This window comes from Ruegeria sp. AE4 (assembly GCF_056542185.1).
The window spans coordinates 59,703-84,882 of record NZ_JBQFZK010000012.1 but is presented as its reverse complement, the minus strand read 5'-3'; the positions used below and the strand labels follow the sequence as shown (position 1 = coordinate 84,882).

Below are 25,180 nucleotides of genomic sequence, written 5' to 3'. Positions count from 1 at the left end.
GGAAACAGTCTGTGAACCTAATACTGACAGTGTTCGAAATCGTGGCCCCGGTTTTTCTCTTGGCGGCCATTGGCTTTACGTGGGTCAAACTGGGGTTCGAATACCGGCTGCAATTTGTGACACGCTTTGCAACGACGCTGGCAATGCCCAGTCTGATCTTTGTTGCACTCATGCAAACCGACATTCCGGGCGGAGATTTGTCGCGTTTCACGTCGGCAACTCTGGTCGCAAATCTTCTGCTGGCTGGGGTGTTCTGGTTGATTGTTCGCGGATTGAAACTGGATCAGCGCACGTACCTGTCACCGCTGATTTTCGGCAATACCGGCAATCTTGGCCTGCCGCTATGTATCTTTGCGTTCGGGCAGATTGGTTTGGGTTACGCGGTCATCTTTCTGTCTGTAACCGCGCTGTTTTCTTTCACCTATGGGATCTACCTAGTCGCCGGAAAAGGCGCATGGGGACAGGTCTTACGCCAGCCGATGGCTTGGGCGACCATTCTGGGTGCGGTGTTTTTGTGGCAGGGGTGGCAAACTCCGACATTTCTAACCAACACGTTAGAGCTTTTGGGGCAAATGGCTGTTCCGCTGATGTTGGTCACGGTCGGTGTGGCAATCGCCCGCCTGACCTCGCGTAGTCTGGGGCAAGCGCTCTGGCTGTCAGTCCTGAAACTTATCGTCTGCTTTGCGTTGGGCTGGGGGATTGGGGTGTTGTTTGATCTGGACACTGTCGCCTTTGGCGTTCTGGTATTGCAAATTTGTACACCGGTCGCTGTGACCTCATACTTGTTGGCAGAACGATTTGAAGCCGATTCCGATGCCGTTGCCGGCATGGTCATGGTGTCCACCGTACTTTCCGTGGCGGCGTTACCCATAATTCTTGCCATTATTTTATAGCGATTGTGATTTCCTCAGAGCTCAATCTGCGCTAGAATAAACAAAAAAAGGCATGAGGCACATGAGCAGAATTCTTATCGTACTCTTCGGGGTGCTGCTTTTGGCATCCTGTGGCGGCGGGTCAAAACAACCGCCCAGCAAACTGAACGACGCGTGCAGCATTGCGCACGAACGACCGGATTTTATCAAGGCTTTCAAAAGCACCGAGCAGAAATGGGGTGTTCCGGTTCACGTTCAGATGGCCACGATTTATCAGGAAAGCCGATATCGCCACGACGCGCGTACCCCGCACCGTTACGTGCTGGGCGTGATCCCGATGGGGCGGCAAAGCAGCGCCTATGGGTTCAGCCAGGCACTGGACGGCACCTGGGATCAATATCAGCGCGAAACCGGCAAGCGCCGGGCCAAGCGGGATCGCATCCGCGATGCCTCGGACTTCATCGGCTGGTATATGAACAAAAGCTATGAGCGCAACGGCATCCACCCCGGCGACACACGCAATCAATACCTGGCCTATCACGAAGGTCACACGGGGTACGCTCGCGGCACCCACAACAGCAAGTCGTGGTTGTTGAGCGTGGCCAATGACGTGGACGCGCGCGCGCAACTGTATCAGGCACAGTTGGCAAACTGCCGGTATTGACCAGCAAAAAGCGGGTCAGCGGTTGACTGACCCGCGTCTTTCCTTGTTCGAGAAAAGACCCTGATCAAGACCATTGCTTTCGGTCAACGCACCCAAAAGAACGGTGGTCTGGCTGCCGGCGTTGTCATGAATCACCCATTTGCGCAGCTCGACTGGATTATCGGTGAACATCAGTTCAATCCGACCTGCCTCAGGGTTCTTGGGGTCTTGCGCGGTGACCACTGTGGCCGTGCCGTCAAAGCTGTGGCCGACAACCATATTGGCCTGATCAAGATTCACGTTGCGTGCCAGCACAATGGATAGAGGCGTGCGCTTCAGCGGGTATTGCTCGGGCGGCTGGTTCGATTTCGGATCGAAGATCTGAACACTGCCCGAGCGTGCCAGTACCACAGCGCTGTTGGGCGGGTCATATTCGAAACGCATCTTGCCAGGGCGCTGCATCCACAGCTGTCCGGTGCTCAACGAGCCATCATCATTCACCTGCGTGAACGTTGTCTGAACCGTTTTCAATCCGTTCAGATAATTGGAAATCTGTGAAAGCGGCAGTTTTTCCGCCGCCCATGCGGCGGGTGCGGCCAGTGTCAAAGCAAGGGCAAAAGCAATCTGTTTCATGCTGTACAGATAGGCTGTCTGCCCTTGTTATTAAATATCCTATTGCTCGGGGACGAGGATTTCGCGTTTCCCGACATGATTTGCTGACGAAACAACACCTTCGTCTTCCATTTGTTCAACAAGACGCGCCGCCTTGTTATACCCGATGGCGAGTTTTCGCTGAATATAAGAGGTCGAGCATTTGCGATCCTTGATCACAATTGCCACCGCCTGATCGTACAGCGCGTCCTCTCCGTTCGTGTTGCCGCCAGTGTTCAGCCCCAGAACGGCGTCAATGTTGTCGACCTTGTCCTCGGCCGGGCCGTCCAGAACGCTGCCCACGTAATCGGGCGGACCGTATTGTTTGAGGTGGTTGACGATTTCCTCGACCTCTTCATCCGACACAAACGGTCCGTGGCAACGGGTAATTTTGGCGCCACCGGCCATGTAAAGCATGTCGCCCTGCCCCAGCAGTTGTTCGGCGCCCATCTCGCCCAGAATGGTGCGGCTGTCGACTTTCGACGTCACTTGGAACGAAATCCGCGTAGGGAAGTTGGCCTTGATCGTGCCGGTAATCACGTCAACCGAGGGGCGCTGCGTGGCCATGATCAGGTGAATGCCCGAGGCCCGTGCCATTTGCGCCAGACGCTGGATACAGGCTTCGATTTCCTTGCCCGCGACCATCATCAGATCGGCCATCTCATCGACGATGACGACGATATAGGGCATCGCTTCGGGCGCGAATTGTTCCGTCTCGAACGTTGGTTCACCGGTTTCATCGTCAAACCCGGTCTGCACCGTGCGGCTGAACAACTCGCCCTTGGCCAGCGCATCTTTCACCCGGCCGTTGTAGCCCGCGATGTTGCGCACACCCATCTTGGACATCTTGCGATAGCGGTCTTCCATTTCGCCCACGACCCATTTCAGGGCGACAACCGCCTTCTTTGGATCGGTCACAACGGGTGACAGCAGATGCGGGATGCCATCGTAAACCGACAGTTCCAGCATCTTGGGGTCGATCATGATCAGGCGGCATTCATCCGGCGTCAGCTTGTAGAGCAGCGACAGGATCATCGTGTTGATCGCCACCGATTTACCCGAACCCGTGGTCCCGGCAATCAACAGGTGAGGCATCTTGGCCAAGTTCGCCACAACGGATTCACCGCCGATATCTTTGCCCAGCGCCAGCGGCAGCGCCTGATTGCCATCGCCAAAATCGCGGCTGGCCAGGATTTCCCGCAGAACCACCATCTCGCGGTTTTCGTTCGGCAGTTCGATCCCGATCACCGAGCGGCCCGGTAGGGTCGAAACCCGCGCCGACAGCGCCGACATCGAGCGCGCGATATCGTCCGCCAGACCGATCACACGGCTGGCTTTCAGGCCCGGGGCGGGCTCCAGCTCGTACATGGTCACGACCGGCCCGGGGCGTACGCTGACGATCTCACCCTTGACGCCGTAATCGTCCAGAACGTTTTCTAACATCCGTGCGTTTTCTTCCAAGGCCTCATCGCTCAGGTGATGGCGCTGGATACTGGCGGGGTTGGACAACAAGCCCAGAGGCGGAAGTTCGAAGTCAGAGTGCCGTTCCTCGAAGGACAATGCTGGTTGCGCTTCAGCCTGCGCACGACGAGACGGCAACGGTGTCCGGCGCACGGGCTGCGCCACCACAGGCTTGCGCGGTTCAGCCACCGGGATCTTCATCGCTTGACGCGGTTGCGGCGCGGCGTCGGTGACATCCTCGAAAACCGACTCATCATCGATATCCAACTCGGACGCGTAGTCGTATTGTTCTGTCCCGGCCTCATAACCGAACACAGCGGACTCTTGCGCCTCTGGCGTGTCACCAGCGGACACCTGCGGCTCGGGGCGCAGCCCATACGCTGTCATCGGCGGTTCGGGGGGCAGTTCGGACGAGGGATGCTGGTTCAGGATCAGCGGATCGGGACGGCGTCCACGACCTTTGGTCAGCGGCAGGTCGGGATCCGGCTCGGGTGTCATTTCGCCCACGGCAACCTTGCGATTTCGCACGGCGGCCGAGATTTTGGAGCGGATGCGATCTTCGCCGGGCATGTCGTCAAAGCCCGCGATCGGTTCAGGATCCACCAACTCAGGCTCGGGCATTGGATCAGGGCGCCGGATAAGTGACGGCATTCGTGCCAACAGGCCTGATTTGACCGGAGGTTCAGGGCGCCCCAATTCAGGTTCTTCAAAAACAGTGTCGGCATAGACCAGTTCGTCGTCAAACATCGCCTCAGCCGCTTCAGCGCGGGCGAGCTTGCGTTCTTCCCACTGCGCCCGCCGATCCCGCGCGGCTTGCGCGGCCGAGGCCGCACCACGCCCCATTAGCGTCATCAGCATGTCATAAGACATTACAAGGCCCAGGATGAAGGCGCGGAAGCCGCGTTTCACGTCGGCCTTGGTGAAGCCCAGCACAAAAACACCCAGCGTGGTCATGCCGACGGCCATGGCCAGCGACATCATTTTGACCAGAAAATGCGAAGAGATCGGCACTAGCGTCAGCAACGCGCCCATGACCGTGTCGCCGAACAAACCGCCCAAACCGTAGCTATGCGTTGCACGCCACTCGGCACCGGGAACAAGGGTTGCGGCATAGACCGAGGCTACAGCGATCCAGATCGGGGCAAAGATCAGGCGGGCAATGGCCCGGTCTTCACCGAAATGGCCCGCGAAACGCAGACCCCATCCGACCAGAACAAGCGCGATGCCCCAGCTTCCCCAGCCCACGATCATGAACAAGGGGGCTGCAATAGACGCGCCGACCCGTCCCATCCAGTTTTGCACCGGCGCGTCGGTCGAAACCATCCAATTAGGATCATCGGGCGTATAGGACCAGATCATCGCAGCCGCGGCCAAGCCCAACAGGATCAGCGCGATACCGATCAGTTCCTTACTGCGTCGCTCCAGGGCTGCCTGTGTTGTGCTGTCCAGCAATGGGTCGCGGTTTCGCGCGTTATATGATGCCATTTTGCCCTCGTACCTCACGTATAGATGCAGTCGCGGAGTGTGATCAAACCACGCTGCAACTCTGTTTTTGGGGCTACCAATGCAACCCGGATAAAGCTTTCGCCCGGGTTATTTCCCGGATCACCTTGTGAAAGATATGCGCCCGGAAGAACCCGAACCCCGGTATCCTTCCAAACCTTCAATGCTGCGTCCTCGCCGTTCTCGACCGGCAACCACAGAAAGAACCCGGCCTCTGGCGACATGTAACCTTGCACGCCCGCAAACACCTTATCGGCAATGGCGTATTTCTCCTGATAGAGCGCGCGGTTTTGCTCGACATGTGTCTCATCCGCCCAGACGCGCGCGGCGGCGGCTTGCAAGGGCAAAGGCAGTGGGGATCCGGCATAGGTGCGCAGCTTTTTCACCTGGCTGATGGACTTTGGTCCACCTGCAATCAGGCCCGAGCGCAAACCGGCCAGATTCGAGCGTTTGGACAGGGAATTAAACAGCGTGATCCGTTCGGGATCAGCCCCCAGTTCCTGCGCGACGGTCAGAGCCCCCGTCGGGGCTTGGTTACGGTAAATCTCGGAATAGCATTCGTCGGCGAAGATGCGGAAATCATATGCCTCGGCCAGACGGATCAGGTCAGCCCAATAGTCGCGCGACGCAACCGCGCCCTGCGGGTTGGCCGGGGAACAGATATAAGCCACCGCTGTTCGGTTCAGCACATCTTCGGGCAGGCCGGAATAATCCGGCAGATGACCAGTCGCGGCAGTTGCAGGGACAAAATAGGGTTGCGTACCCACCGAAATCGACGCGACCATGTAGACCTGATAAAACGGGTTCGGGCACAGGATGATCGGTTGTTTGCCGTTCTTCTGTTCCGGGCACAGCGCCATGGCCGCATTATACAGCCCCTCACGTGTGCCGTTCAGCGCCATGACGTTGACGTCAGGGTCCATTTCGACCCCGTAACGCCGCTTGATCCAGCCCGTGATTGCGCCGCGCAGGTCTTCCGAGCCTTCGTTCGGCGGATAGCCCTGAAACCCGGCAGCATTTTCCATGATGACATCCGTCACCCAAGCCGGAAAATCATGCGTCGGCGCGCCAATCGTCATATGAACGACGTCACCGCCCGGTTGATGGTGATCCAACAGGGCGCGCAAACGCGGGAATGCATATTCCGGTAGGTTCGAAAACCGCTCGGGAAAATCCATGTTACTGCCTCAATATCGGGGTCGTTTGCGCCCCGTTTTTTTGGCAGATTACAGTCCGCATACCTCTTCGTCCAGACAAAGAGGTTCCGAATCAGTGGATTGTGGCATTCAGGCCAATGCCGATTCTGCCGCTGACCCCAACCGCAACAGGGCCTCTTCCGAGTTCGGATACCCCATCATCATCAGCCCGCAACTGGGCGTTCCGGTGGGCAGAGTCAGCGCTGCAAGCCCCATCAGGTTGCCGATCCGCGTATTGCGAAGGGCCAGCAGGTTTTCTGTCACGTAATAGTCGTGATCGGTCATCAACCGGTCCAGATTGGGCGGCAAAATCGGTGCTGTAGGTGCCAGAACCGCATCGAACCCGGCAGTTGCCGCATCCCAGGCACTGCGGCACGCCTTGAGCTTGGCCCAGGCCGCGACATAATCGGGGCCGGAATAGCCCTTACCAATGCGAAACCGTTCCAGGATTTCGGGATACATTGCCCCTGGGTTGGCCTCGATCACATCGCGCCACAACCCATAGGCCTCGGTCGTGTAGACGACGCTGGACAGGGGCATCGCCTCGTTCAGCTCGGGCACGTCCAAGGGAACAATCTCAGCGCCTGCATCTGCAAGTTTCTCGATGGCCTCGTCATAAGCTTTTCGCGGTGCATCGCGCAGGTCGTCCTTGGCAATGTTCTGCAAATCGGCAAAGCGACGGCCTTTCAGCGAAGCACCCCTCAGGTCCGCAGGTGCCCCGCCTTCCAACAAGGCCAGCATATGTGCTGCATCTTCAACAGATCGCGCCAGTGGCCCGACAGTGTCAAACCGCAGGCAGAGCGGTACCACGCCTTCAAGGCTCAGCCGCCCGGCCGTGGTTTTCAACCCTACCAGATCATTCCATGCCGCTGGAATTCGCACCGAACCGCCGGTATCGGAACCGATCCCGCAAGCCGCCAGCCCCCAGGCAACCGACGCGCCCGCACCAGAGGAAGACCCGCCCGGCACCGCCGTTTCATCATGGATACAAGGGGGCGTTTCGGTGATCGGGTTCAATCCAAGGCCGGAAAAGGCCAGTTCGCTCATATGCGTCTTACCCAGACAGACCGTCCCCATCTGCGTTGCGTTGCGCACCACAAGTGCATCCGCATCCGGCACGCGGTCTTTCAGAAGCGCCGACCCGGCCTCGGTCGCGGTGCCGGCAGTGTCGAACAGGTCTTTCCAGCTGATCGGAACCCCATCCAGCAACGATCGCCGCAATCCCATTTTCGCACGTTGCTGCGCGGCTTCGGCCTCGGCGCGGGCGCGGTCATGGGTGACGCGGGCATAGATGCGGTCGCGGTGCGGATGGGCGTCTATTGCGGACAGGTAGGTTTCCGTCAATTCAACCGGATCGATCTGGCCCATCCCAATGCCACGGCCCAAATCACACGCCGTCATGGTCAACCAATCCTGCATCCCGCCCCCTCCTGCTTTTTGGCTTGAAAGAACGGTAGCGACAGGACTGCACATGGACAATCCCGAAAGGGCGCGCATATTGCAGGGCATGACACAAGCATCTGACATTCTGATCGTGGGCGGCGGGTTGAACGGCCCGGCTTTGGCATTGGCTCTGGCACAAACCGGACATTCGGTCACAGTGATTGATGCGCTTGATGTGAAGGTCCGCAAGAATGCGGCGTTCGACGGGCGAGCCTATGCGCTGGCCTTGGCATCACAGCGCTTGCTGGCTGCCATCGGCGTGTGGGGCCGTGTTGCGGAACACGCCCAACCGATGCTGGAAATCAAGGTCACGGACGGCCACGCAGGTACAGGCCCGTCACCGTTTTTCATGCATTTCGACCATGCCGAAATAGAAGAAGGTCCGATGGGGTTTATGGTCGAAGACCGTCACCTGCGCCGCGCCTTTCTGGACGCTATGGCCGAAGAGCCCCGCATCACTCAGCTGAGTGGCAAGACTGTTGTGTCGCAACAAGCCGGCACCACTGGAGTGACCGTGACGCTGGACGATGGTTCGACGATGAACAGCAGACTGCTGATCGGGTGCGACGGTCGCCGCAGCGGCACTGCGGACCGCGCAGGTATCAAGCGCACCGGTTGGGATTATGGCCAGACCGCACTGGTCTGCGCCATTGAACACGAGTTGCCGCATCACGGCATTGCCCATCAGTTCTTTATGCCACCGGGCCCCTTGGCGATTCTGCCGCTGACCGGCAATCGCAGTTCCATTGTATGGAGCGAACGCACCGAGGCCGCGCAGCAGATCAACGCCCTGCCTGAGGATGAGTATCTGCAAGTGCTACGCCCGCGGTTTGGCGATTTCCTCGGTGACATCCACCTGGCTGGTGATCGTTTCACCTATCCTTTGAACCTGACCATCGCCAATTCCTTTATCGCTGATCGTCTGGCACTGGTCGGGGATGCTGCCCACGGGATGCACCCGATTGCCGGTCAGGGCCTGAACGCCGGTTTGCGTGACGTCGGCGCGTTGGCAGAGGTTCTGACCTTGGCAGGACGGCGCGGCGAAGACATCGGATCGCTTATGGTGCTGGAACGCTACCAGGAATGGCGCAGGTTCGACACCGCTGCTCTTGCGATGGCAACGGATGTCTTCAACAAACTGTTCTCAAACGACAACCCGTTGCTGCGCATTGGGCGCGACGTTGGTATGGGAATTGTCGGCGCACTGCCGGGGTTGCGGCGCGGTTTCGTCCGCGAAGCAGCGGGTTTGACCGGGGATTTGCCCAAGCTGTTGCAAGGGCAGCCAATTTAGTCCAGCTGCCGTGCCTCGTCGACCAACATGACCGGAATGCCGTTGCGGATGGGAAAAGCCAGACCTGCGGCCTGTGACACAAGCTCCTGCCTTTCGGCGTCATAGCGCAGGGTCGTTTGCGTCTGCGGGCAGACCAGAGCTTCGAGCATACGGCGATCAAAGGCGTGTTCAGGGTCAGTCATTGCAGTTTTTCCTCATTCGATCCGCCTCGCATTGCGAATTCTATCAATGTCATCAGCGTCTCGCGCCGTGTGCGCAGGCAAGGGGCCTCTAACAGGGCCTGTTTATCTTCCGGGTCAAAGTCCAACAGCATGGACAGTGAGTTTACCAGCAATTCATCCTCGGCATCTTTCAGCGAATCCCAATCGGTGGACAATTGCCGGGACGAAAAGAAGCGTTCCAGCAAAGCCAGGAACTTGGTGCGATTGAACCCGTCGTCGTTTTCGGCCTTGCCCAGATCCCTGTCAAAGCCGTCCCACGAGACTTCACATCGCCGATATGGCGTGAAAGCGTCCAGCTCTGATACCACACGGAACCGGGACACGCCGGTCAGCGTGATCAGATAACGGCCATCTTCCGTTTCGGAAAACTGGGTCACGCGCCCGACGCACCCGATGCGGTGCAGTTTGTTCTCATCATGGGCCGAAGGATTTGGCTGGACCATCGCGATCAGCCGTTCCTTGGTCTTGAGGGCATCGTCCAGCATCTGCAAATAGCGCGGCTCGAAGATGTGAAGCGGCAAGCGCGAGCGGGGCAACAACAGCGCCCCGGGCAAGGGGAAAACGGATACGGTGTCCGGCAAGTCGGCGGGATGCATCATGTCCCAATTCTAGCTCTGATCAGAAATTAGGCAAATATCATCGAGCTGAGTTTGCGGCGACCATTCAGAACGATCGGGTCATTGGGCTTGAGCGCGTCAAAGATCGTGAAAAGCTGGGTCTTGGCGGCCCCGTCATCCCACTCACGATCCCGGCGGAACAATTCCAGCAATTGCGCCACGGCTTCTTCCACTTCGCCGTTCGCGTGCAAGGCCTGCGCCAGGTCAAACCGGGCCTGAAGATTATCGGGATCAGCATCAACGGCCGCTGTCAGATCCGCCACCGGACCTGCATCAGCCGCCTGCTTGGCCAGCTGCAATTGCGCATGCGCAGCCTCGACCTCGGCCGAGTTGGATATTTCGGCGGGTGCACCGTTCAGGATGGCCTCGGCATGTTCCAGATCGCCAGTGGCGATATGTGCCCGCACCAGCCCGCCATATGCTGCCGCGTGGTTCGGGTCTTCGCCAAGAATGGCGGCAAAAGTCTGCGCAGCATCTGCCGCGGCGCCGTCGCTCAGCATTTCTTCGGCGGCAACTACGGCGTCATCCAATTGGCCGCCCGGGCTTTCCCCACCTGACGCCTCGATCACGCGATCCACGAAAGCCTTGATCTCGGACCCCGGCAGCGCGCCCTGAAAACCGTCCACGGGTTGCCCTTTAAAAAACGCGTAGACCGTTGGAATCGACTGGATGCGCATCTGCGAGGCGATCATCTGTGCCTCGTCCACGTTGATCTTGACCATCTTCACCGCGCCTTTGGCGGCGGTAACCGCGTCTTCCAGCATCGGGCCCAGCGTCTTGCACGGGCCGCACCAGGGTGCCCAGAAGTCAACGATAACAGGCGTTTCCTGCGAGGCTTCGATCACATCGACCATGAAAGTGGCCTCGGTCCCGTCCTTGATCAGATCGGTGGCTGGGGCGGCTGCGCCGTTCAGGATGTCCATGGCAATCACTCTTTCGTTCGAACTTGCGCTCTATATGCAATCGCTTGTCGCAGAAACCAAGGGCAGAGTTTCAGTTCAAATGTCGAAAGTCGCAAAGACCGGCGCATGATCGCTGGGCTTTTCCCACCCACGCGCGTCGCGCAGAATGCGACTGGAATGGCCCGCGTTTGAAATATCGGGCGTGGCCCAGACATGATCCAGCCGCCGCCCCTTGTCTGCCGTATCCCAGTCGCGGGCCCGGTAGGACCACCAGCTGAAAAGCTGCCCTTCGGGAATATCCTGCCGGGTGATATCGACCCAACCACCTGCGTCCTGGGTCTCGGCCAGATGTTCCACTTCGATCGGAGTGTGCGAGACGACCTTGAGCAATTGTTTGTGCGACCAGACGTCATCCTCACGCGGGGCAATGTTCAGATCGCCGACGAGGATGGATTTTTCCGGCTTTTCCGCGTGGAACCAATCGCGCATGTCCGTCAGATAGTCGAGCTTTTGGCCAAATTTCTCATTCACTTCACGATCCGGCACATCACCGCCCGCGGGGACATAGAAGTTGTGGATCGTGACACCATTCTCCAGCCGCCCGGCTATGTGGCGCGCGTGGCCGAGATCAGCGAAATCCTTGTCGCCCACCTCTTCTATCGGCAGGCGGGACAGGATGGCGACGCCATTATATCCTTTCTGGCCACGGGCAATCATGTGGGTATAGCCCAGCGCCGCGAACCCTTCGGTCGGAATCTTTTCAACCGGAGACTTGCATTCCTGCAAACACAGAACATCCGGCGCCTCTTCTTCCAACAGTTTCAGCACGATTGGTTCGCGCAGTCGGACCGAGTTGATGTTCCAGGTGGCAAGGGTGAAGGGCATGGTCAGGGAATCCTCTGTCGCGGTTGGGCGGAGGTTAACGCGGTGGGGGATGGGGTACCATCAGAAAAGAAAATCTAGGACGGGTGGCTTTCATTTTGGGGGGCATCATCGCAAATCTCGTACCAGTCCGGTTTTTCCGAAACAAATTCGTGAAACTGAACTTTCTGCTCTAACCCGGTATCCAGTGCATTTGCTGCGATTGGAAAACTATCTGCTTCTGAAATGATTTCGCCCAAAGATGTCCCGCATTTCGTGCAGAAACACCTGCCGTATTTGTGGGGCGGATCGGGCTGGTGCAGCGTTACGTTTTCCCTGCCCCGAACCCACACCAAGTCTTCTTTGTTGACAAATACGACTGTGCTGGCCCCGGCTTTTCTGCATCTTGAGCAGTGGCAGGTTCCCATCACGGATGGTTGAGACTTCAGGTTAAACTTCACCGCCCCGCACAAACAGCTTCCTTCAATCATCACGCGCTCCTCCAACCTTTCGCGAGAAATAGAACATTACGGGAACATTCAGGGTTTCGCAACGCCTGTGACGGTACAGGCGGCACATGATTTCGTCCTTCGGAAAAGAAAAAAGCCGGGCCATTCGGCCCGGCAGTCCAACAGGGAGGTGCATGTCATAACCCGGACATGCGCGGGTTGGGAGTAACCTAATTATGAGTACAGGGTATCACTTTGATCCAAGTCAATCCACACCCAGTTAAGACACTAGCCTATATCCACCGGATTCTGTGACCAAAAGGCGCGCATTTGACGGATCGGGCTCAATCTTCTGACGCAGGCGGTAGATGTGGGTTTCCAGCGTATGCGTTGTAACACCAGCATTATATCCCCAAACTTCGTGAAGCAGCACATCCCGCGCCACCACGCCGTCGGTCGAGCGGTACAGAAATTTGAGGATGTTGGTTTCCTTCTCGGTGAGGCGGATTTTTCTGTCCTCTTCCGTGATCAGCATCTTCATCGCCGGTTTGAACGTATAGGGGCCAAGTACAAATACTGCGTCCTCGGATTGTTCGTGCTGGCGAAGCTGCGCACGGATACGTGCCAGAAGCACCGGGAATTTGAATGGTTTCGAAACATAGTCATTCGCGCCGGCATCCAGGCCCAGGATCGTATCGGCATCGCTGTCATGACCGGTCAGCATCAGGATCGGGCTTTTGACACCCTGTTTGCGCATGAGGCGGCACAGTTCGCGCCCGTCGGTATCCGGCAGACCCACATCAAGAATGACCAGGTCATAGATCGCTTCGCGCGCGCGCTCCATGGCAGAGTGACCGTCTGACGCCTCGAACACGTCAAAGTCTTCGGTCATGACAAGTTGCTCGCTGAGCGCCTCGCGCAGGTCCTCGTCATCGTCCACCAGCAGGATTTTCTTGAGTTGAGCCATTTCCCGGTCCTCCAAACGCTTTTCCATCACTTGCGCGTGGAATATGCAATCAACAAGATTTGCTGCAACCGTTTCACGCCTTCGTGTCAGAGTTCGCGGAAATGTTTCACATTTCCTTTCGAAAGGGCTAGGAGAAAGATTGAGCGTTATAGGGTAACATTGATGAGTCTCATCCCCGATATCACGGAACTTCTCGCCCGGGCCCGGGCCGATCTGCGCATGGGCGTTCCCGTTGCGCTGACCGATGACAGTGGCTTCAGCGTGCTTGCGGTTTCTGCCGAAACGCTCAGCCCGCAGCGTCTGGCCGACCTGAAAAAACTAGGGAATCCGGTGGTGGCCATAACTGGGCGACGCGCTGAAACCCTGAAAGCGCGGGCATACGACGGGGATCTGGCGCGGGTTTCGATCCCGGCGGATGCAGATATCGCATGGGTACAGGCGGTTGCTGATCCTTCCGACGATCTGAACGCGCCCATGAAGGGCCCGTTGATGACCGAGCGGCACGGCAATGCCAATCTGCACCGTATCGCAATAGCATTGGCCAAATCCGCGCGCATCCTTCCCGCTGTGGTCGTGGTGCCTGTCGAGGACGGCAGGGCATTTGCCGCTTCGCTCGGTTTGACCTGCATTGATCACACGCGCGCCACGCCTCATCTGGCGGATCGCAGTACTTTGCACGAAGTCGTCGCGGCCCGTCTTCCGATGGAGGTGTCCGAAGCCGGTCGGTTACACGTCTTCCGACCTGAAGACGGTGGTGAAGAGCACTACGCCGTCGAGATCGGGCGCCCGGACCGCGACAAGCCTGTGCTAGCCCGATTGCATTCTGCCTGTTTCACCGGCGATCTGATGGGAAGCCTGAAATGTGACTGCGGCCCGCAACTCCGCGGTGCCTTGGAACAGATGGGGGCGGAAGGCGCAGGCGTTCTTCTGTACCTGAATCAGGAAGGGCGCGGTATCGGTCTGGCGAACAAGATGCGCGCTTATTTCCTTCAGGATCAGGGTTTTGACACCGTTGAGGCGAACCACAGGCTGGGTTTTGAGGATGATGAGCGTGATTTTCGGCTTGGGTCGGACATATTGAAGTCGCTGGGTTTCAACTCTGTCCGCTTGCTGACCAACAACCCGGCCAAAATCGCCATGATGGAACGGACAGGTATCGCAGTAACCGAGCGTGTCCCTCTGAAGGTTGGCGAAACCTCCCACAACCGGGGATACCTGGCGACCAAGGCCAAGAAGTCAGGGCATCTGCTTTGACCCCAAACGATCTTGTTCTAACTCCACGAGGCATCCGGTTTCTTGGCAGGGTGTTCCCCTGTTCCGTGGGCAAAGGCGGGTTGAGCAACGCAAAACGCGAAGGCGATGGCGCGACCCCAACTGGACATCATCGAATCGTCGGCATGCTATACCGGGCCGACCGAATGGCCGCCCCCAGCAAATGGGCCCGCGCCATTGGCCCGCGGGACTTGTGGTCTGACGACGAGTCTGAAAGCAGATACAACCACATGGTCAGCGCACCCTATGCATTCAGCCATGAAAAGTTGCGCCGCGCCGACCCCTTATACGACCTGATTCTGTTAACCGACTGGAACTGGCCAAACGCCGTTCCGGGCAGGGGATCGGCAATTTTTCTGCACCAATGGCGCAGACCCGGCTATCCAACCGAAGGCTGCGTTGCCTTTCGCCGGGACCATCTGCACTGGATATCACAGCGCATTGCCCCCGGATCATGGCTGATCATTCCTGAGGTTTAACCCGTTCGCCAAAGATGGCCGAGCCAACACGGACGTGGGTTGCGCCCAAAGCGATGGCCTGTTCGAAATCGTGACTCATCCCCATAGACAATCCATCAAGCCCGTTACGTGCAGCGATTTTGGCCAATAGCGCAAAGTGCAAAGTAGGCTCCTCATCGACCGGAGGAATGCACATCAATCCACGCACGGGCAGATCCAACGACCTGCACTCGGCAATGAAACTGTCCGCGTCCACAGGAAGGATACCGGCCTTTTGGTCTTCCTCGCCGGTGTTGACCTGAATGAACAGGTTCGGGCAGTTTCCCATTTCCTGTGCCAAACGCGCCAGTGTCTTGGCCAGTTTGGGTCGATCTACCGAATGGATCGCGTCGCACAGTTCCATTGCGTGACGGGCCTTGTTGGTCTGCAACGGGCCAATGAGGTGCAGATCAATACCCTCGAACTGTTCTTTGAAAGCGGGCCACTTGCTTGCCGCCTCCTGCACGCGATTCTCGCCAAAACATCTGTGCCCTTGCTCTAGAACTGCCTGCACCCTGTCATTCGGCTGCACTTTGGACACAGCAATCAGTTTGACGGAACCTGCCGGTCGGTTCGACTTGGCTTCGGCTTTGGCGATACGTGCGGTGACGTCTTGCAACGACATGGGACCCTCATCCTGTTTTGCGCAGAAAAACACCAAGTCGGCAAAAAAGAAAAGGGCGAGTCCGAAGACCCGCCCTTAAACCTTGCGGTTCAGATCAGCTTAGAAGTTGAACTGAGCACCGAAGTCAGCAACGAAGGTCGAGTCTGTGCAGCTGTCACAGTCGTTGACACCGATACCACCGCGCAGCGATGCACCGCCGCCCAGGTCGTAGATCGCGCCAAGAGCAACCTGCTGAGTATCAGCAGATGCGTTACCGTCGCCGTAAGCGAAGATCAGGGTTGTTGCGGCGCCAACGTTGTAGGTTGCCGACAGACCCCATGCGGTGCCGTCAGTTGCTGCAACCTGAGTTGCGTCGTCTGCAACAAACAGAGTACCGCCGAAGTCACCCCATTCACCACCCAGGGTCAGAACGGTCAGGCTCGGATCGCTTACACCAGCAACACCAGCGTCGGTCTGGCCGTAGGCCAAAGCAGCTGTGATGTTGTTGAAGGTGTAGGTTGCGCTGATGTCCCAACGGTCTGCGTCCATAGGCACGCCGTTCAGAGCTACAGTCGCTTGGTCGTACGATGCACCAAACGAGAAGTCACCAACCGAGTACTGGAAGAACACGGCGTTCGAACCCGAACCGGTCGAAGTGTAGCCCAGGAAGTTGTAGTTAACACCCGAGTACTGACCTGCGAACAGCTCAAGACCAACTTCGTTGCCGTAGTAGTTTGCCAGGTTGTCGAAGGCACCTGCAACGTTACCGGCGTCAACACGCAGGCCACCGTAGATGACCGAGAAGCGTGCACCGTTCAGACCAGCGCGGTTTGCTTCGCCGTTGCCGCTGTTTTCGTCAGCTTGCAGACGAACGCGGCCTTCGAAACGAACGCCACCGTCGGTTTCTGCAGAACCGTCGATGTTCAGACGGAAGCGCGAAACCAGGATCGCGTCGTCAGTTTGAACAACGGCAGTACCAACGCCTGTCGCGGTACCGGTTGTCTGGACGTTTACAACGGTACCGCTACGATCTTCAACGTAACCAATACCAAAGCGGCCATAACCGCTGAAGTTAACTTCAGCTGCTGCAACGCCTGCGGTCGCAATCAGCGCCGTCGATGCGAAGAGAACTTTTTTCATCTTGTTTCCCTCGGTTTCAAAAGAGTTATCTACTCGACATATGCCTCGGCACATGTCTCAGCACGGACACCGTTTCGCTCTTTTTGCCCCCTTTGCGCAAGCTTGGCATAAAGACGTCCGCGTCATTGAGGTCAAATTGGTGCAAGGATGCCACAGTCAGTTTTCGCCCCGATGCAGCTGATACACTTACATTTCAGAAGAATGGGCTTGTTGCAGCGGGGGTCCTTGGCTAGGAGTATCCCCTGAATACTGTAGAACAAGTGAAACAGGACCTGTTTGCAATGCGCCTGCCGACGATTTTGGGAATGATCCTGCTGACCGCTGCTCTTTCGGCATGTGGGCAGAATCGAAACGCTTCGACAACATACTCCCCCAACATCGCTGGCGGCAATTCGGACGAACAAGAGCTGAATGACCCCGATCGGGCAACTATCTGGGATATCTTTGACCGCAGCACCGCCGAGCAGACCACAAACGTAAACCGGTATCTGTGGGCGGCTTCACTGGATGTACTGAGCTTCCTGCCCGTGCAGGAGGTTGATCCGTTTACTGGCGTAATCGTAACGGGTTACGGCACACCTCCGGGCGGCGGCCGATCCTACCGGGCTACCGTTCATATCAGCGATCCGGCGCTTGCCGCGCGCTCGTTGTCGGTAGCGCTTCAATCGAGCGGAGGGGCCCCGGTGAGTGCGGCAACATCCCGCGCAGTCGAGGATGCGATTCTGTCGCGCGCCCGACAGCTACGCATAGCGGACAACAAGTTCTAGCAACCCGCCGAAAATCACAATATTACCACGCCGGGTTCCTACCCGGCGTTTTCATTCACGAAGGACCGCAAAATGTCGCGCTACTCGGCCACCGAAATCGAAGCAAAATGGCAAGAGGCCTGGGACAAGGCCGGGATCTTCACCGCCAACCACAAGGCGGACAAGCCGAAATACTATGTGCTTGAGATGTTTCCCTACCCGTCTGGCCGAATCCATATGGGGCATGTGCGCAACTATACGATGGGTGACGTCATCGCGCGGCACAAGCTGGCGACGGGCCACAACGTGCTGCACCCGATGGGCTGGGACGCATTCGGGATGCCTGCGGAAAATGCCGCGATGGCCATCGGGGGTCATCCGAAGGACTGGACCTACAGCAACATCGCAGACATGCGCGATCAGATGAAACCACTTGGCCTGTCCATCGACTGGTCACGTGAGTTCGCGACCTGCGACCCTGAGTATTACGGCCAACAACAGGCGCTGTTCCTCGATATGCTTGATGCCGGGCTGGTCTATCGCAAAAACGCTGTGGTGAACTGGGACCCGGTCGATATGACCGTTCTGGCCAACGAGCAGGTTGAAAATGGTCGTGGCTGGCGTTCGGGCGCACTGGTTGAGCGGCGCGAACTGACCCAGTGGTTCTTCAAGATCTCGGACTATTCCGAAGAATTGCTGGACGCGCTGGAGAATTTGGACAACTGGCCCGCCAAGGTGCGCCTGATGCAGGAGAATTGGATCGGCAAGTCGCGCGGCCTGCAATTCGGCTTTGAACGCACTGATGGCAGAGAGCCGATCACCGTCTATACAACCCGCCCAGACACGCTGCTGGGCGCATCTTTCGTTGGCATCTCGCCGGATCACCCGATCGCAAAACAGCTTGAGGCCGAAGACCCCGAAGTGGCTGAATTTGTGGCCGAATGTCGCAAAGGTGGCACCACGGAAGAAGCCATCGAAACTGGCGAAAAGCTGGGCTTTGATACAGGCATCAAGGTCAAGCACCCGCTGGACCCGAGCTGGGAACTGCCGGTCTGGATCGCCAATTTCATCCTGATGGATTACGGCACTGGCGCAATCTTTGCCTGCCCTGCGCATGACCAGCGCGACCTCGACTTCTGCCGCAAGTACGGCCTGCCTGTGGTCGATACCTTCTTTGCGCTGCATGACGACACGCCGGTCGACAAAATTGCATTCGTCCCGCCGAAAACCGAGAAAGTTCGCTGGGTGAACCATTTTGCAGGTTTGACCGAGGCGACAGGTGACGAGGCGATCAACGCCACCGTCGATTTTGCTGAAAAAGCGGGTTGGGGCGAGGGTGTCACCAAATACCGTCTGCGCGACTGGGGCCTCAGCCGTCAGCGCTATTGGGGGTGTCCGATTCCCGTCGTGCATTGCGAAAGCTGCGGTGTGGTGCCCGAGAAGAAAGAAAACCTGCCGGTCCGCCTGCCCGACGATGTGACATTCGACAAGCCCGGCAACCCGCTGGATCGACACCCGACCTGGCGCGATTGCGCCTGCCCGTCTTGTGGCGCACCGGCCAAGCGCGAGACCGACACGATGGATACCTTCGTCGATTCGTCGTGGTATTTCGCCCGTTTCACCGCTCCGCGTGCGGAAACACCCACCGATCTGGACGAGGCCGAATACTGGATGAATGTCGACCAGTATATCGGCGGCATTGAACACGCGATTCTGCACCTGCTGTATTCACGCTTCTTCGCGCGGGCGATGAACCTCACCGGTCACTTGCCCCAAAAGGCCATCGAGCCGTTCGACGCGCTGTTCACACAAGGCATGGTGACGCATGAGATCTACCAGACGCGCGACGCCAACGGCCGCCCGGTCTATCACCTGCCCGAGGATGTGACCGACGGCAAACTGGCCGATGGTACTGAGGTCGAAATCATCCCTTCGGCCAAGATGTCGAAATCCAAGAAAAACGTGGTCGATCCAGTCAGCATCATTTCGGCCTTTGGCGCCGACACGGCCCGCTGGTTCGTGTTGTCCGATTCGCCACCCGAGAGAGACGTGGAATGGACGGCGGCAGGAGCCGAAGCCGCCTATAAGCATCTGAATCGCGTTTGGAATCTGTGTGACAGGATCGGTACCATGGAGGCCAATGCAGCGGGCGAAGGCGATGAGGACCTGTTGCGCGAGATGCACAAAACCATCCGCGACGTGACATTGGGTGTCGAAAGCTTTGGTTTCAACGCCGCCATAGCCAAGCTTTATGCTTTCACTAATACGCTGGCAAAATCCAAGGCCGGTGCGGCGGCTCAGAAACAAGCGATCAAAACACTGGCCCAGTTGATGTCACCGATGACACCACATCTGGCGGAAGATATCTGGGCGCATCAGGGTGGTGAGGGCCTTGTGGCCGTCGCCCCGTGGCCCGTCGCGGATGAGGCGATGCTGGTTGATGACACCGTCACCCTGCCGATCCAGATCAACGGCAAGCGTCGCGCGGAAATCAGCGTTCCGAAAGATATGGACAAAGCCGAGGTTGAAAATATCGCGCTCAGCACCGAAGCTGTCCAAAAGGCGCTGGATGGCAACGCGCCGAAAAAAGTGATCGTTGTTCCGGGCCGGATTGTGAATGTCGTTGTTTGATCGCAGAACATTGCTTGTGATGCCGCTGGTACTGGCTGCCTGCGGCTTCCAACCGGTTTATGCTCCGGGCGGGTCAGGCTCAGCCTTGTTCGGTCGGGTGGCGGTATCTGCGCCAAATACCGTCGAAAGCTATCTTCTGGTTCAAAACCTTGAACACCAACTGGGCCGCAGCGCGGGATCTGTCAGCGATTACACTCTGGATGTTCAGGTCTCGACCGAAACCCGCGGCGCGGCCATAACCACGACGAACGAGACAACGCGGTACACGATTGATGGACGGGCGCAATACGCGTTGAAATCCAACGAAACCGGGCAAGTCGCGGCGTCCGGCACCGTAACCGATTTTGTGGGCTATTCTGCTTCGGGCTCTACCGTGTCGACGCTGGCTGACGAACGCGATGCGAAAGAACGCCTGATGGTAATCCTGTCCGGGCATATCGTGAACCGCCTGTATTCTACGCCGGGCTTGTCCAAATGAAGTTGAGCCCGCGCGAGGCTGACGGGTATTTCGCCAAGCCGGATGCGGACAAGACCGGGCTGCTGATCTATGGTGCGGATGCAATGCGGGTGGCGCTTAAGCGGCAACAGGTTCTGGCCGCACTGCTTGGTCCCGGTGCGGAAGAGGAAATGCGCCTGACCCGCCTGCCGGGCGGTGATTTGCGCGGCGATCCGGCGTCGCTGCTGGACGCGGTCAAGGCGGTTGGGTTTTTCCCTGGCCCGCGCGCGGTGTTTGTGGAAGACGCCACGGAAACAGCCGCGCCTGCGATTCTGGCCGCGCTTGAAGATTGGGTCCCCGGCGACGCTCAGATCATCGTGACGGCTGGTCAGCTGAAACCAAACTCGAAAATCCGCAAAGCGTTCGAAGGGCATTCTGCGGCCTATGCGATAGGCATTTATGACGACCCGCCATCGCGCGCAGAGGTCGAGCGGGTTCTGACCGAAGCGCATCTGAAAAACATCCCCCACGATGTCATGTCTGCTATTAGCGAACTGGCCAACAGTCTCAGCCCCGGTGACTTCACCCAAACCGTTGAGAAACTGTCGCTTTACAAGCGCGGTGACAACTCTGAGCTGACCATGGAAGACCTCGAAGTCTGCGCCCCGCGTTCGACCGAGGCGGCGCTTGACGACGTGCTGAACGTGGTTGCCGAAGGCCGCGCCGGTGAGATCGGGCCGCTGATCCGGCGGTTGCAGGCACAAGGCACCAACGGGGTAACCCTGTGTATTGGGGCAACCCGGCATTTCCGCACACTTTATGCCTGCGCCTCGGATCCGGGTGGTGCTGCGCAGGGTATCGGTAAGTTGCGTCCGCCGGTTTACGGCAAACGCCGTGACCGTATTCTGCGTCAGGCACAGGGCTGGGGGGCGCCCAAGCTGCAAACTGCGCTGACCGTTCTGACGGATACCGACCTCTCCCTGCGATCCGCCGGACAGACAGCCCCCTCAATGGCTCTGGTTGAGCGTGCTATGATTCGTCTGGCGATGCTTGCGCGGTCGCGCTGAGTTATCTGACCTGATCCAGCCTGTCGGCAGCGGCCCGACCGGCCCAGCGACCCGTGGCAAGACAGGCCGTCAAAAGATAGCCCCCGGTTGGCGCTTCCCAATCCAGCATCTCACCTGCGCAAAATACACCCGGAATGGTTTTCAGCATCAACCCGTCATCCAACGCGGATCGTTTCACGCCGCCTGCCGTCGAAATGGCCTCATCCATCGGTCGCAGCCCCGCGTGCAGGATTGGCAATTTCTTGAGAGCCTCCACTTCGCCGGGCAGCGGCAACTGACTGCGTTTTGCCATCTCGTGAAACACGGCAATCTTCTGCGGTGACAGGTTCAACGATTTTCTCATCCATTGCGAAAGCGTGGTTTTCGACTTCCTGGACGACCATCTCGCCCGCAAGGATTGAAGGTCCAGATCAGGTGCCAGATCGACATAAAGTGGCTGCCCTTTGCGCAAAGCAGGGGTGAGGGTGTAAAGCCCGCCTCCCTCCAGCCCGGTTGCCGAGATTGCGGCCTCGCCGCGGCTATCCAGGTCACCGGCCATCCACCGAACCGATTTCAGCGCCGCCCCGAAATGTGGCTGCATATGAGGGCTCCAGTCCACCGACAGGGCTGAATTCGCAGGTTCGAACCGTGCCAGTTCCACGCCCCTGCTGGACAAGATTTGCGCCCACTGACCATCCGACCCAAGGCGGGCCCAGCTTGCCCCGCCCAGCGCCAGAACGGTTACAGAAGCAATCAGGTTATGCGGCCCGTCCGGGGTCTCAAATACCAGCGCATCAGCTTCCCAAACTTTCCATCGCCAACGGGTTTTGATCTCAACCCCTGCTGCGTCCAGTCGCGCAAGCCATGCGCGCAACAAGGGCGACGCCTTCATGGTCTCGGGAAAAACCCGCCCGGTGGAGCCCGTGAATAATGTCTGGCCCAATCCACGCGCCCAGTGCTGCACGGCTTGCGCATCAAAGGCGGTGATCATCGGGCACAACCAGTCCGCCGCATTGGCATACGACCGCATCAGTGTCTCAGGCGGTTCGTCCTTTGTCAGGTTCAGCCCCGATTTACCTGCCATCAGAAATTTGCGCGCAACCGAGGGCTTGGCTTCGGCAACCAGTACGGAATGCCCGGCCTCGGCCAGTTGCTCGGCCGCCATCAACCCTGCGGGGCCTGCTCCGATCACCACTGCCTGCGCCATTCGCACCCTCTTGCCTTCGCCATCCATCGGCGCAAGTTTCAAACCATCATGGCGAACAACGATCCGATCTGCCCGCTCTGCGACCGCCCAATCCCCAGCGGGGGTGGCAGCCTGCATCATCTGATCCCAAAACTCAAAGAAGGCAAGGGCGGACCCACCGTCCTTCTGCACCAGATTTGCCACAAAGAAGTGCATGCCACTCTGACCGAGGCCGAACTGGCGCGCAGTTACAACACGGTCGCAGCCTTGCGCGCGCATCCCAGGCTTGAGAAATTCCTGATCTGGGTGCGTAAACGCCCACCCGGATTTCGGTCGAAAGTTCCGGGCAAGCGACGCAACAGGTGATCAGCCAGGCAGGACCGGATCGCCAAAGGCGTCTTTCAAAGGTGCGGCCAACCCCTCGACTTCTATTCCCTGGTAATCCGGTACGGGCGCAAACTGCGCACCCGCAAGATGCTGGAACTCCAATGTCGTATACGGTCGCTTCCACAACCATTCGCGATTCTCGACGGCCCACAAATCGGGGTTTGGAGGGGTTTCGTCGGTAAAGGCGTAGAAATGCAGATCAAAGCCATGGGGGGCCACCTCCTGCATCGACAGCAAGGACATACCTTGCGCGCGCCAAAACGCGTCCTCACCCGCAATATCACCGGTTCGAAGGGTTATCTGACCGATCCGGGCCTGCGCAAACGGAGCATCCGGATCTGCAACCTGCACCGGTTTGTTACCTTCGAAATCATGTTGCAGCAATTCGACGACAAACCCTTCGGGATCAGCCAGATGGCACATATACCCGATATCCAAAAACTGGCTCGGCGTGCTTACCGCAGTACCCAGCGCGCGCAGATGCGCTGCCGCAAGATCGACATCAGGAACGGTAATTCCGATCTTCCAATATCTTTGGCCCCGGTCATGGGTGTATCCCCCACCACCCGGCAACAGCAGAAGGTCCGCATCTTCCGAGTTGTAGCCGACGCGGCAACCTGACCCCTGCCGGTCAACCCGCATACCCAGAACGTCGCGATAGAATAGGGCCAGTCCTTCCGGGTCAGCGACCCGCAACCGAACGGCCGAAATCCTCATGAACACATCCTTGCGATATCCCTGGCGACAACGGGGTCAGCGTTCACGCTGTCTGCCACAAAGTCACGCGCGGTTTGCATCAGATGATCGGGCTCGACGATCCGGTCAACCAGACCAAAGTCATACGCCTCTTGCGCGGTGATCTTCTGACCTGCCATCAGGATCAATTTGGTTCTGGCCGGGCCCACCAAAGCCGCCAGCCGTTTCGGATCGGACGGTTGCGGCAGGAACCCCAGCTTCATCACCGGATAAAAGAACTTGGCTGTTGGCACCGCAATGCGAAGGTCACAGGCCAAAGCCATGCCATTGGCCCCGCCAGCCAAAGTTCCGTTCAACGCGGCAATGGTCAGACAGGGCAATGCGGCGATGGCACCGGACAGTCTTTCCCAGACGTCAGAGGTGGCCAGACCGGCGCGCGCCTCGTCCAGATCGGCCCCCGCGCTGAACACTTTGCCCGCGCCCGTCAGGATCAGCGCCCGCGCGCTGGTTGCGGCCTCGGCAATCCCGACCAGTTCATTCAGCATCGCTCCGGTCAGGGCGTTTGCCTTTTCGGGATTGTTGATCGTAACGACCCACAGGCCATCCTCTTTCCTCAGGTCGATCATATCAACCCAACCCTTTTTCGGATGTCTTCCAGACGCAGCGAGATTTCCGTTCCCAAATACTCATCCGCGTCCTTGGAACACATCCACAACAAGGCACGTGCTGGCCAGTCTGCGGGAATATGCGCGTCCCAGTCCAGTTGACTGACCGGATTGATGCTGCTTGCCTTGATGGACCGCTGCATATCCGTGGCAACCGTCCCCGGCGACAGCCCCATGGCGCGAATACCGTGTTGGGCTTCTTCCAGATGCAGGCATTCCGTCAGCATTTTTGCCCCGGCCTTTGACGCGCAATAATGGCTCCACGCCTCAACCGGGTTGGACGCCGCGCCGGACGAGACGGTCAGAATGCTTCCGCCCCCGGCGGCCCGCATCACCGGCAATGCCGCACGCATCCCGTAGAAAACACCTTTGAGGTTGATATCGATGGCTTTGCTCCAGGCCTCAGGATCGGCGTTTGTAAGATGAAAGATTGGATCGATCACACCGGCATTGCCAATCAGAACATCCAGCCCACCGAACCGATCCACACATGTGGCCACAGCCTGCTCGACCTGCGCGAAATCGCTGACATCGCAGGCCAGCGCGATGGCCTGATCACCCAGTTCAGCGGCCAAGGCATCAATCTGATTTCGGCTGCGGGCCACTAATGCGACATTGGCCCCGGCTGCGGCAAAAACGCGCCCCGCTTCGGCCCCGATGCCACGGCTGGCCCCGGTTATCAGAACTGTTTTCCCCTGCATTCGCCTCTCCTCACGCATTGTTATCGATCCCGGCAACAGCCGTAACGCGGAAACGGGGAAATGGTCCAGCCCTTGCCCCCTTGACGATAGGTGCCA

26 protein-coding genes are annotated in these 25,180 nt (G+C 58.3%); 10 read left to right on the top strand and 16 right to left on the bottom strand.

Features of this window, described 5'->3' with window-relative positions; all coding sequences use genetic code 11:
• Nucleotides 1-11 precede the first annotated feature (11 nt).
• Nucleotides 12-893: an AEC family transporter gene (locus ACR0EK_RS14780; RefSeq protein WP_480506411.1), complete on the top strand. Its 882-nt coding sequence runs from the start codon at nt 12-14 to the stop codon at nt 891-893.
• Between the two features lie 61 nt (nt 894-954).
• Nucleotides 955-1,536: a transglycosylase SLT domain-containing protein gene (locus ACR0EK_RS14775; protein ID WP_209504968.1), complete on the top strand. Its 582-nt coding sequence runs from the start codon at nt 955-957 to the stop codon at nt 1,534-1,536.
• A gap of 15 nt (nt 1,537-1,551) precedes the next feature.
• Here the strand turns inward: ACR0EK_RS14775 and ACR0EK_RS14770 are convergent, their stop codons facing one another.
• From ACR0EK_RS14770 to ACR0EK_RS14755, 4 genes are all read right to left on the bottom strand, one after another.
• Nucleotides 1,552-2,148: a LolA family protein gene (locus ACR0EK_RS14770; protein ID WP_209504969.1), complete on the bottom strand. Its 597-nt coding sequence runs from the start codon at nt 2,146-2,148 to the stop codon at nt 1,552-1,554.
• A 39-nt stretch (nt 2,149-2,187) separates the two neighbouring features.
• Nucleotides 2,188-5,112: a DNA translocase FtsK gene (locus tag ACR0EK_RS14765; RefSeq protein ID WP_480900449.1), complete on the bottom strand. Its 2,925-nt coding sequence runs from the start codon at nt 5,110-5,112 to the stop codon at nt 2,188-2,190.
• 14 nt (nt 5,113-5,126) lie between these two features.
• Nucleotides 5,127-6,308, bottom strand: coding sequence for an aminotransferase class I/II-fold pyridoxal phosphate-dependent enzyme (locus ACR0EK_RS14760; protein ID WP_480900451.1), 1,182 nt, complete (start codon nt 6,306-6,308; stop codon nt 5,127-5,129).
• Between the two features lie 108 nt (nt 6,309-6,416).
• The gene (locus ACR0EK_RS14755) at nt 6,417-7,745 is read right to left on the bottom strand and encodes an amidase (protein ID WP_209504972.1); all 1,329 of its coding nucleotides are present in this window, start codon (nt 7,743-7,745) and stop codon (nt 6,417-6,419) included.
• A 52-nt stretch (nt 7,746-7,797) separates the two neighbouring features.
• Between ACR0EK_RS14755 and ACR0EK_RS14750 the strand changes: the two genes are divergently transcribed.
• Entirely contained in the window at nt 7,798-9,060 is a 1,263-nt protein-coding gene (locus ACR0EK_RS14750) for an FAD-dependent monooxygenase (protein ID WP_480616773.1), read from the top strand.
• Here the strand turns inward: ACR0EK_RS14750 and ACR0EK_RS14745 are convergent.
• From ACR0EK_RS14745 to ACR0EK_RS14720, 6 genes are all read right to left on the bottom strand, one after another.
• On the bottom strand, nt 9,057-9,242 hold the full coding sequence (locus tag ACR0EK_RS14745; protein WP_209504973.1) for a Trm112 family protein: 186 nt from the start codon (nt 9,240-9,242) through the stop codon (nt 9,057-9,059). The genes ACR0EK_RS14750 and ACR0EK_RS14745 overlap by 4 nt on opposite strands.
• A complete protein-coding gene (locus ACR0EK_RS14740; protein ID WP_480900454.1) occupies nt 9,239-9,880 on the bottom strand; it encodes an LON peptidase substrate-binding domain-containing protein in 642 nt (213 codons plus the stop codon). The genes ACR0EK_RS14745 and ACR0EK_RS14740 overlap by 4 nt, the downstream gene beginning before the upstream one ends.
• A 26-nt stretch (nt 9,881-9,906) precedes the next feature.
• Nucleotides 9,907-10,821, bottom strand: coding sequence for a thioredoxin (trxA, locus tag ACR0EK_RS14735; protein WP_267364326.1), 915 nt, complete (start codon nt 10,819-10,821; stop codon nt 9,907-9,909).
• 75 nt (nt 10,822-10,896) lie between these two features.
• Entirely contained in the window at nt 10,897-11,685 is a 789-nt protein-coding gene (locus ACR0EK_RS14730) for an exodeoxyribonuclease III (protein WP_480774093.1), read from the bottom strand.
• 74 nt (nt 11,686-11,759) lie between these two features.
• Complete coding sequence (locus ACR0EK_RS14725) at nt 11,760-12,152, bottom strand: GFA family protein (protein WP_480967901.1); 393 nt, start codon at nt 12,150-12,152, stop codon at nt 11,760-11,762.
• A 238-nt stretch (nt 12,153-12,390) separates the two neighbouring features.
• Entirely contained in the window at nt 12,391-13,077 is a 687-nt protein-coding gene (locus tag ACR0EK_RS14720; RefSeq protein WP_171724917.1) for a response regulator transcription factor, read from the bottom strand.
• 162 nt (nt 13,078-13,239) lie between these two features.
• Here ACR0EK_RS14720 and ribA point away from each other — a divergent pair, with 162 nt between their 5' ends.
• On the top strand, nt 13,240-14,331 hold the full coding sequence (gene ribA, locus ACR0EK_RS14715) for a GTP cyclohydrolase II (RefSeq protein ID WP_480967900.1): 1,092 nt from the start codon (nt 13,240-13,242) through the stop codon (nt 14,329-14,331).
• Entirely contained in the window at nt 14,328-14,828 is a 501-nt protein-coding gene (locus ACR0EK_RS14710) for a L,D-transpeptidase family protein (protein WP_480967899.1), read from the top strand. Before ribA ends, ACR0EK_RS14710 begins: the two co-directional genes overlap by 4 nt.
• Here the strand turns inward: ACR0EK_RS14710 and ACR0EK_RS14705 are convergent.
• Both ACR0EK_RS14705 and ACR0EK_RS14700 read right to left on the bottom strand, forming a co-directional pair.
• Entirely contained in the window at nt 14,812-15,471 is a 660-nt protein-coding gene (locus ACR0EK_RS14705) for a YggS family pyridoxal phosphate-dependent enzyme (protein WP_480488603.1), read from the bottom strand. The genes ACR0EK_RS14710 and ACR0EK_RS14705 overlap by 17 nt on opposite strands.
• 99 nt (nt 15,472-15,570) lie before the next feature.
• Entirely contained in the window at nt 15,571-16,590 is a 1,020-nt protein-coding gene (locus ACR0EK_RS14700; protein ID WP_480539619.1) for a porin, read from the bottom strand.
• Between the two features lie 281 nt (nt 16,591-16,871).
• Between ACR0EK_RS14700 and ACR0EK_RS14695 the strand changes: the two genes are divergently transcribed.
• The 4 genes from ACR0EK_RS14695 to holA all read left to right on the top strand — a co-directional run bounded on the left by ACR0EK_RS14695 (nt 16,872) and on the right by holA (nt 21,470).
• Entirely contained in the window at nt 16,872-17,357 is a 486-nt protein-coding gene (locus ACR0EK_RS14695; protein WP_480484184.1) for a DUF3576 domain-containing protein, read from the top strand.
• 72 nt (nt 17,358-17,429) lie between these two features.
• Nucleotides 17,430-19,967 (top strand): leucine--tRNA ligase, encoded by a 2,538-nt coding sequence (gene leuS / locus ACR0EK_RS14690; protein WP_480900457.1) that lies wholly within the window; start codon nt 17,430-17,432, stop codon nt 19,965-19,967.
• Nucleotides 19,954-20,445, top strand: coding sequence for an LPS assembly lipoprotein LptE (gene lptE, locus ACR0EK_RS14685; protein ID WP_267364334.1), 492 nt, complete (start codon nt 19,954-19,956; stop codon nt 20,443-20,445). The genes leuS and lptE overlap by 14 nt, the downstream gene beginning before the upstream one ends.
• Nucleotides 20,442-21,470 carry a DNA polymerase III subunit delta gene (holA, locus tag ACR0EK_RS14680; protein ID WP_480488599.1) on the top strand — a complete coding sequence of 343 codons (1,029 nt, stop codon included), beginning with the start codon at nt 20,442-20,444 and terminating at the stop codon, nt 21,468-21,470. Before lptE ends, holA begins: the two co-directional genes overlap by 4 nt.
• A 1-nt stretch (nt 21,471) precedes the next feature.
• On the opposite strand, the gene ACR0EK_RS14675 is transcribed toward holA, so the two are convergent.
• On the bottom strand, nt 21,472-22,656 hold the full coding sequence (locus ACR0EK_RS14675) for a TIGR03862 family flavoprotein (protein WP_480900458.1): 1,185 nt from the start codon (nt 22,654-22,656) through the stop codon (nt 21,472-21,474).
• Nucleotides 22,657-22,704: 48 nt separating this feature from the next.
• Here ACR0EK_RS14675 and ACR0EK_RS14670 point away from each other — a divergent pair, with 48 nt between their 5' ends.
• Nucleotides 22,705-23,001: an HNH endonuclease gene (locus ACR0EK_RS14670; protein WP_480900460.1), complete on the top strand. Its 297-nt coding sequence runs from the start codon at nt 22,705-22,707 to the stop codon at nt 22,999-23,001.
• Here ACR0EK_RS14670 and ACR0EK_RS14665 read toward each other — a convergent pair whose 3' ends face one another.
• Genes ACR0EK_RS14665 through ACR0EK_RS14655 form a run of 3 tightly spaced genes read right to left on the bottom strand, consistent with a single transcriptional unit; the run spans nt 23,002 to nt 25,084 of the window.
• Nucleotides 23,002-23,739, bottom strand: a complete 738-nt coding sequence (locus tag ACR0EK_RS14665) for a VOC family protein (RefSeq protein ID WP_480833092.1) — start codon at nt 23,737-23,739, stop codon at nt 23,002-23,004. It lies immediately after the preceding gene.
• Nucleotides 23,736-24,344, bottom strand: coding sequence for an enoyl-CoA hydratase/isomerase family protein (locus ACR0EK_RS14660; protein ID WP_480539629.1), 609 nt, complete (start codon nt 24,342-24,344; stop codon nt 23,736-23,738). The genes ACR0EK_RS14665 and ACR0EK_RS14660 overlap by 4 nt, the downstream gene beginning before the upstream one ends.
• Nucleotides 24,341-25,084, bottom strand: a complete 744-nt coding sequence (locus ACR0EK_RS14655) for an SDR family oxidoreductase (protein ID WP_480967898.1) — start codon at nt 25,082-25,084, stop codon at nt 24,341-24,343. Before ACR0EK_RS14655 ends, ACR0EK_RS14660 begins: the two co-directional genes overlap by 4 nt.
• Nucleotides 25,085-25,180: the final 96 nt, after the last annotated feature.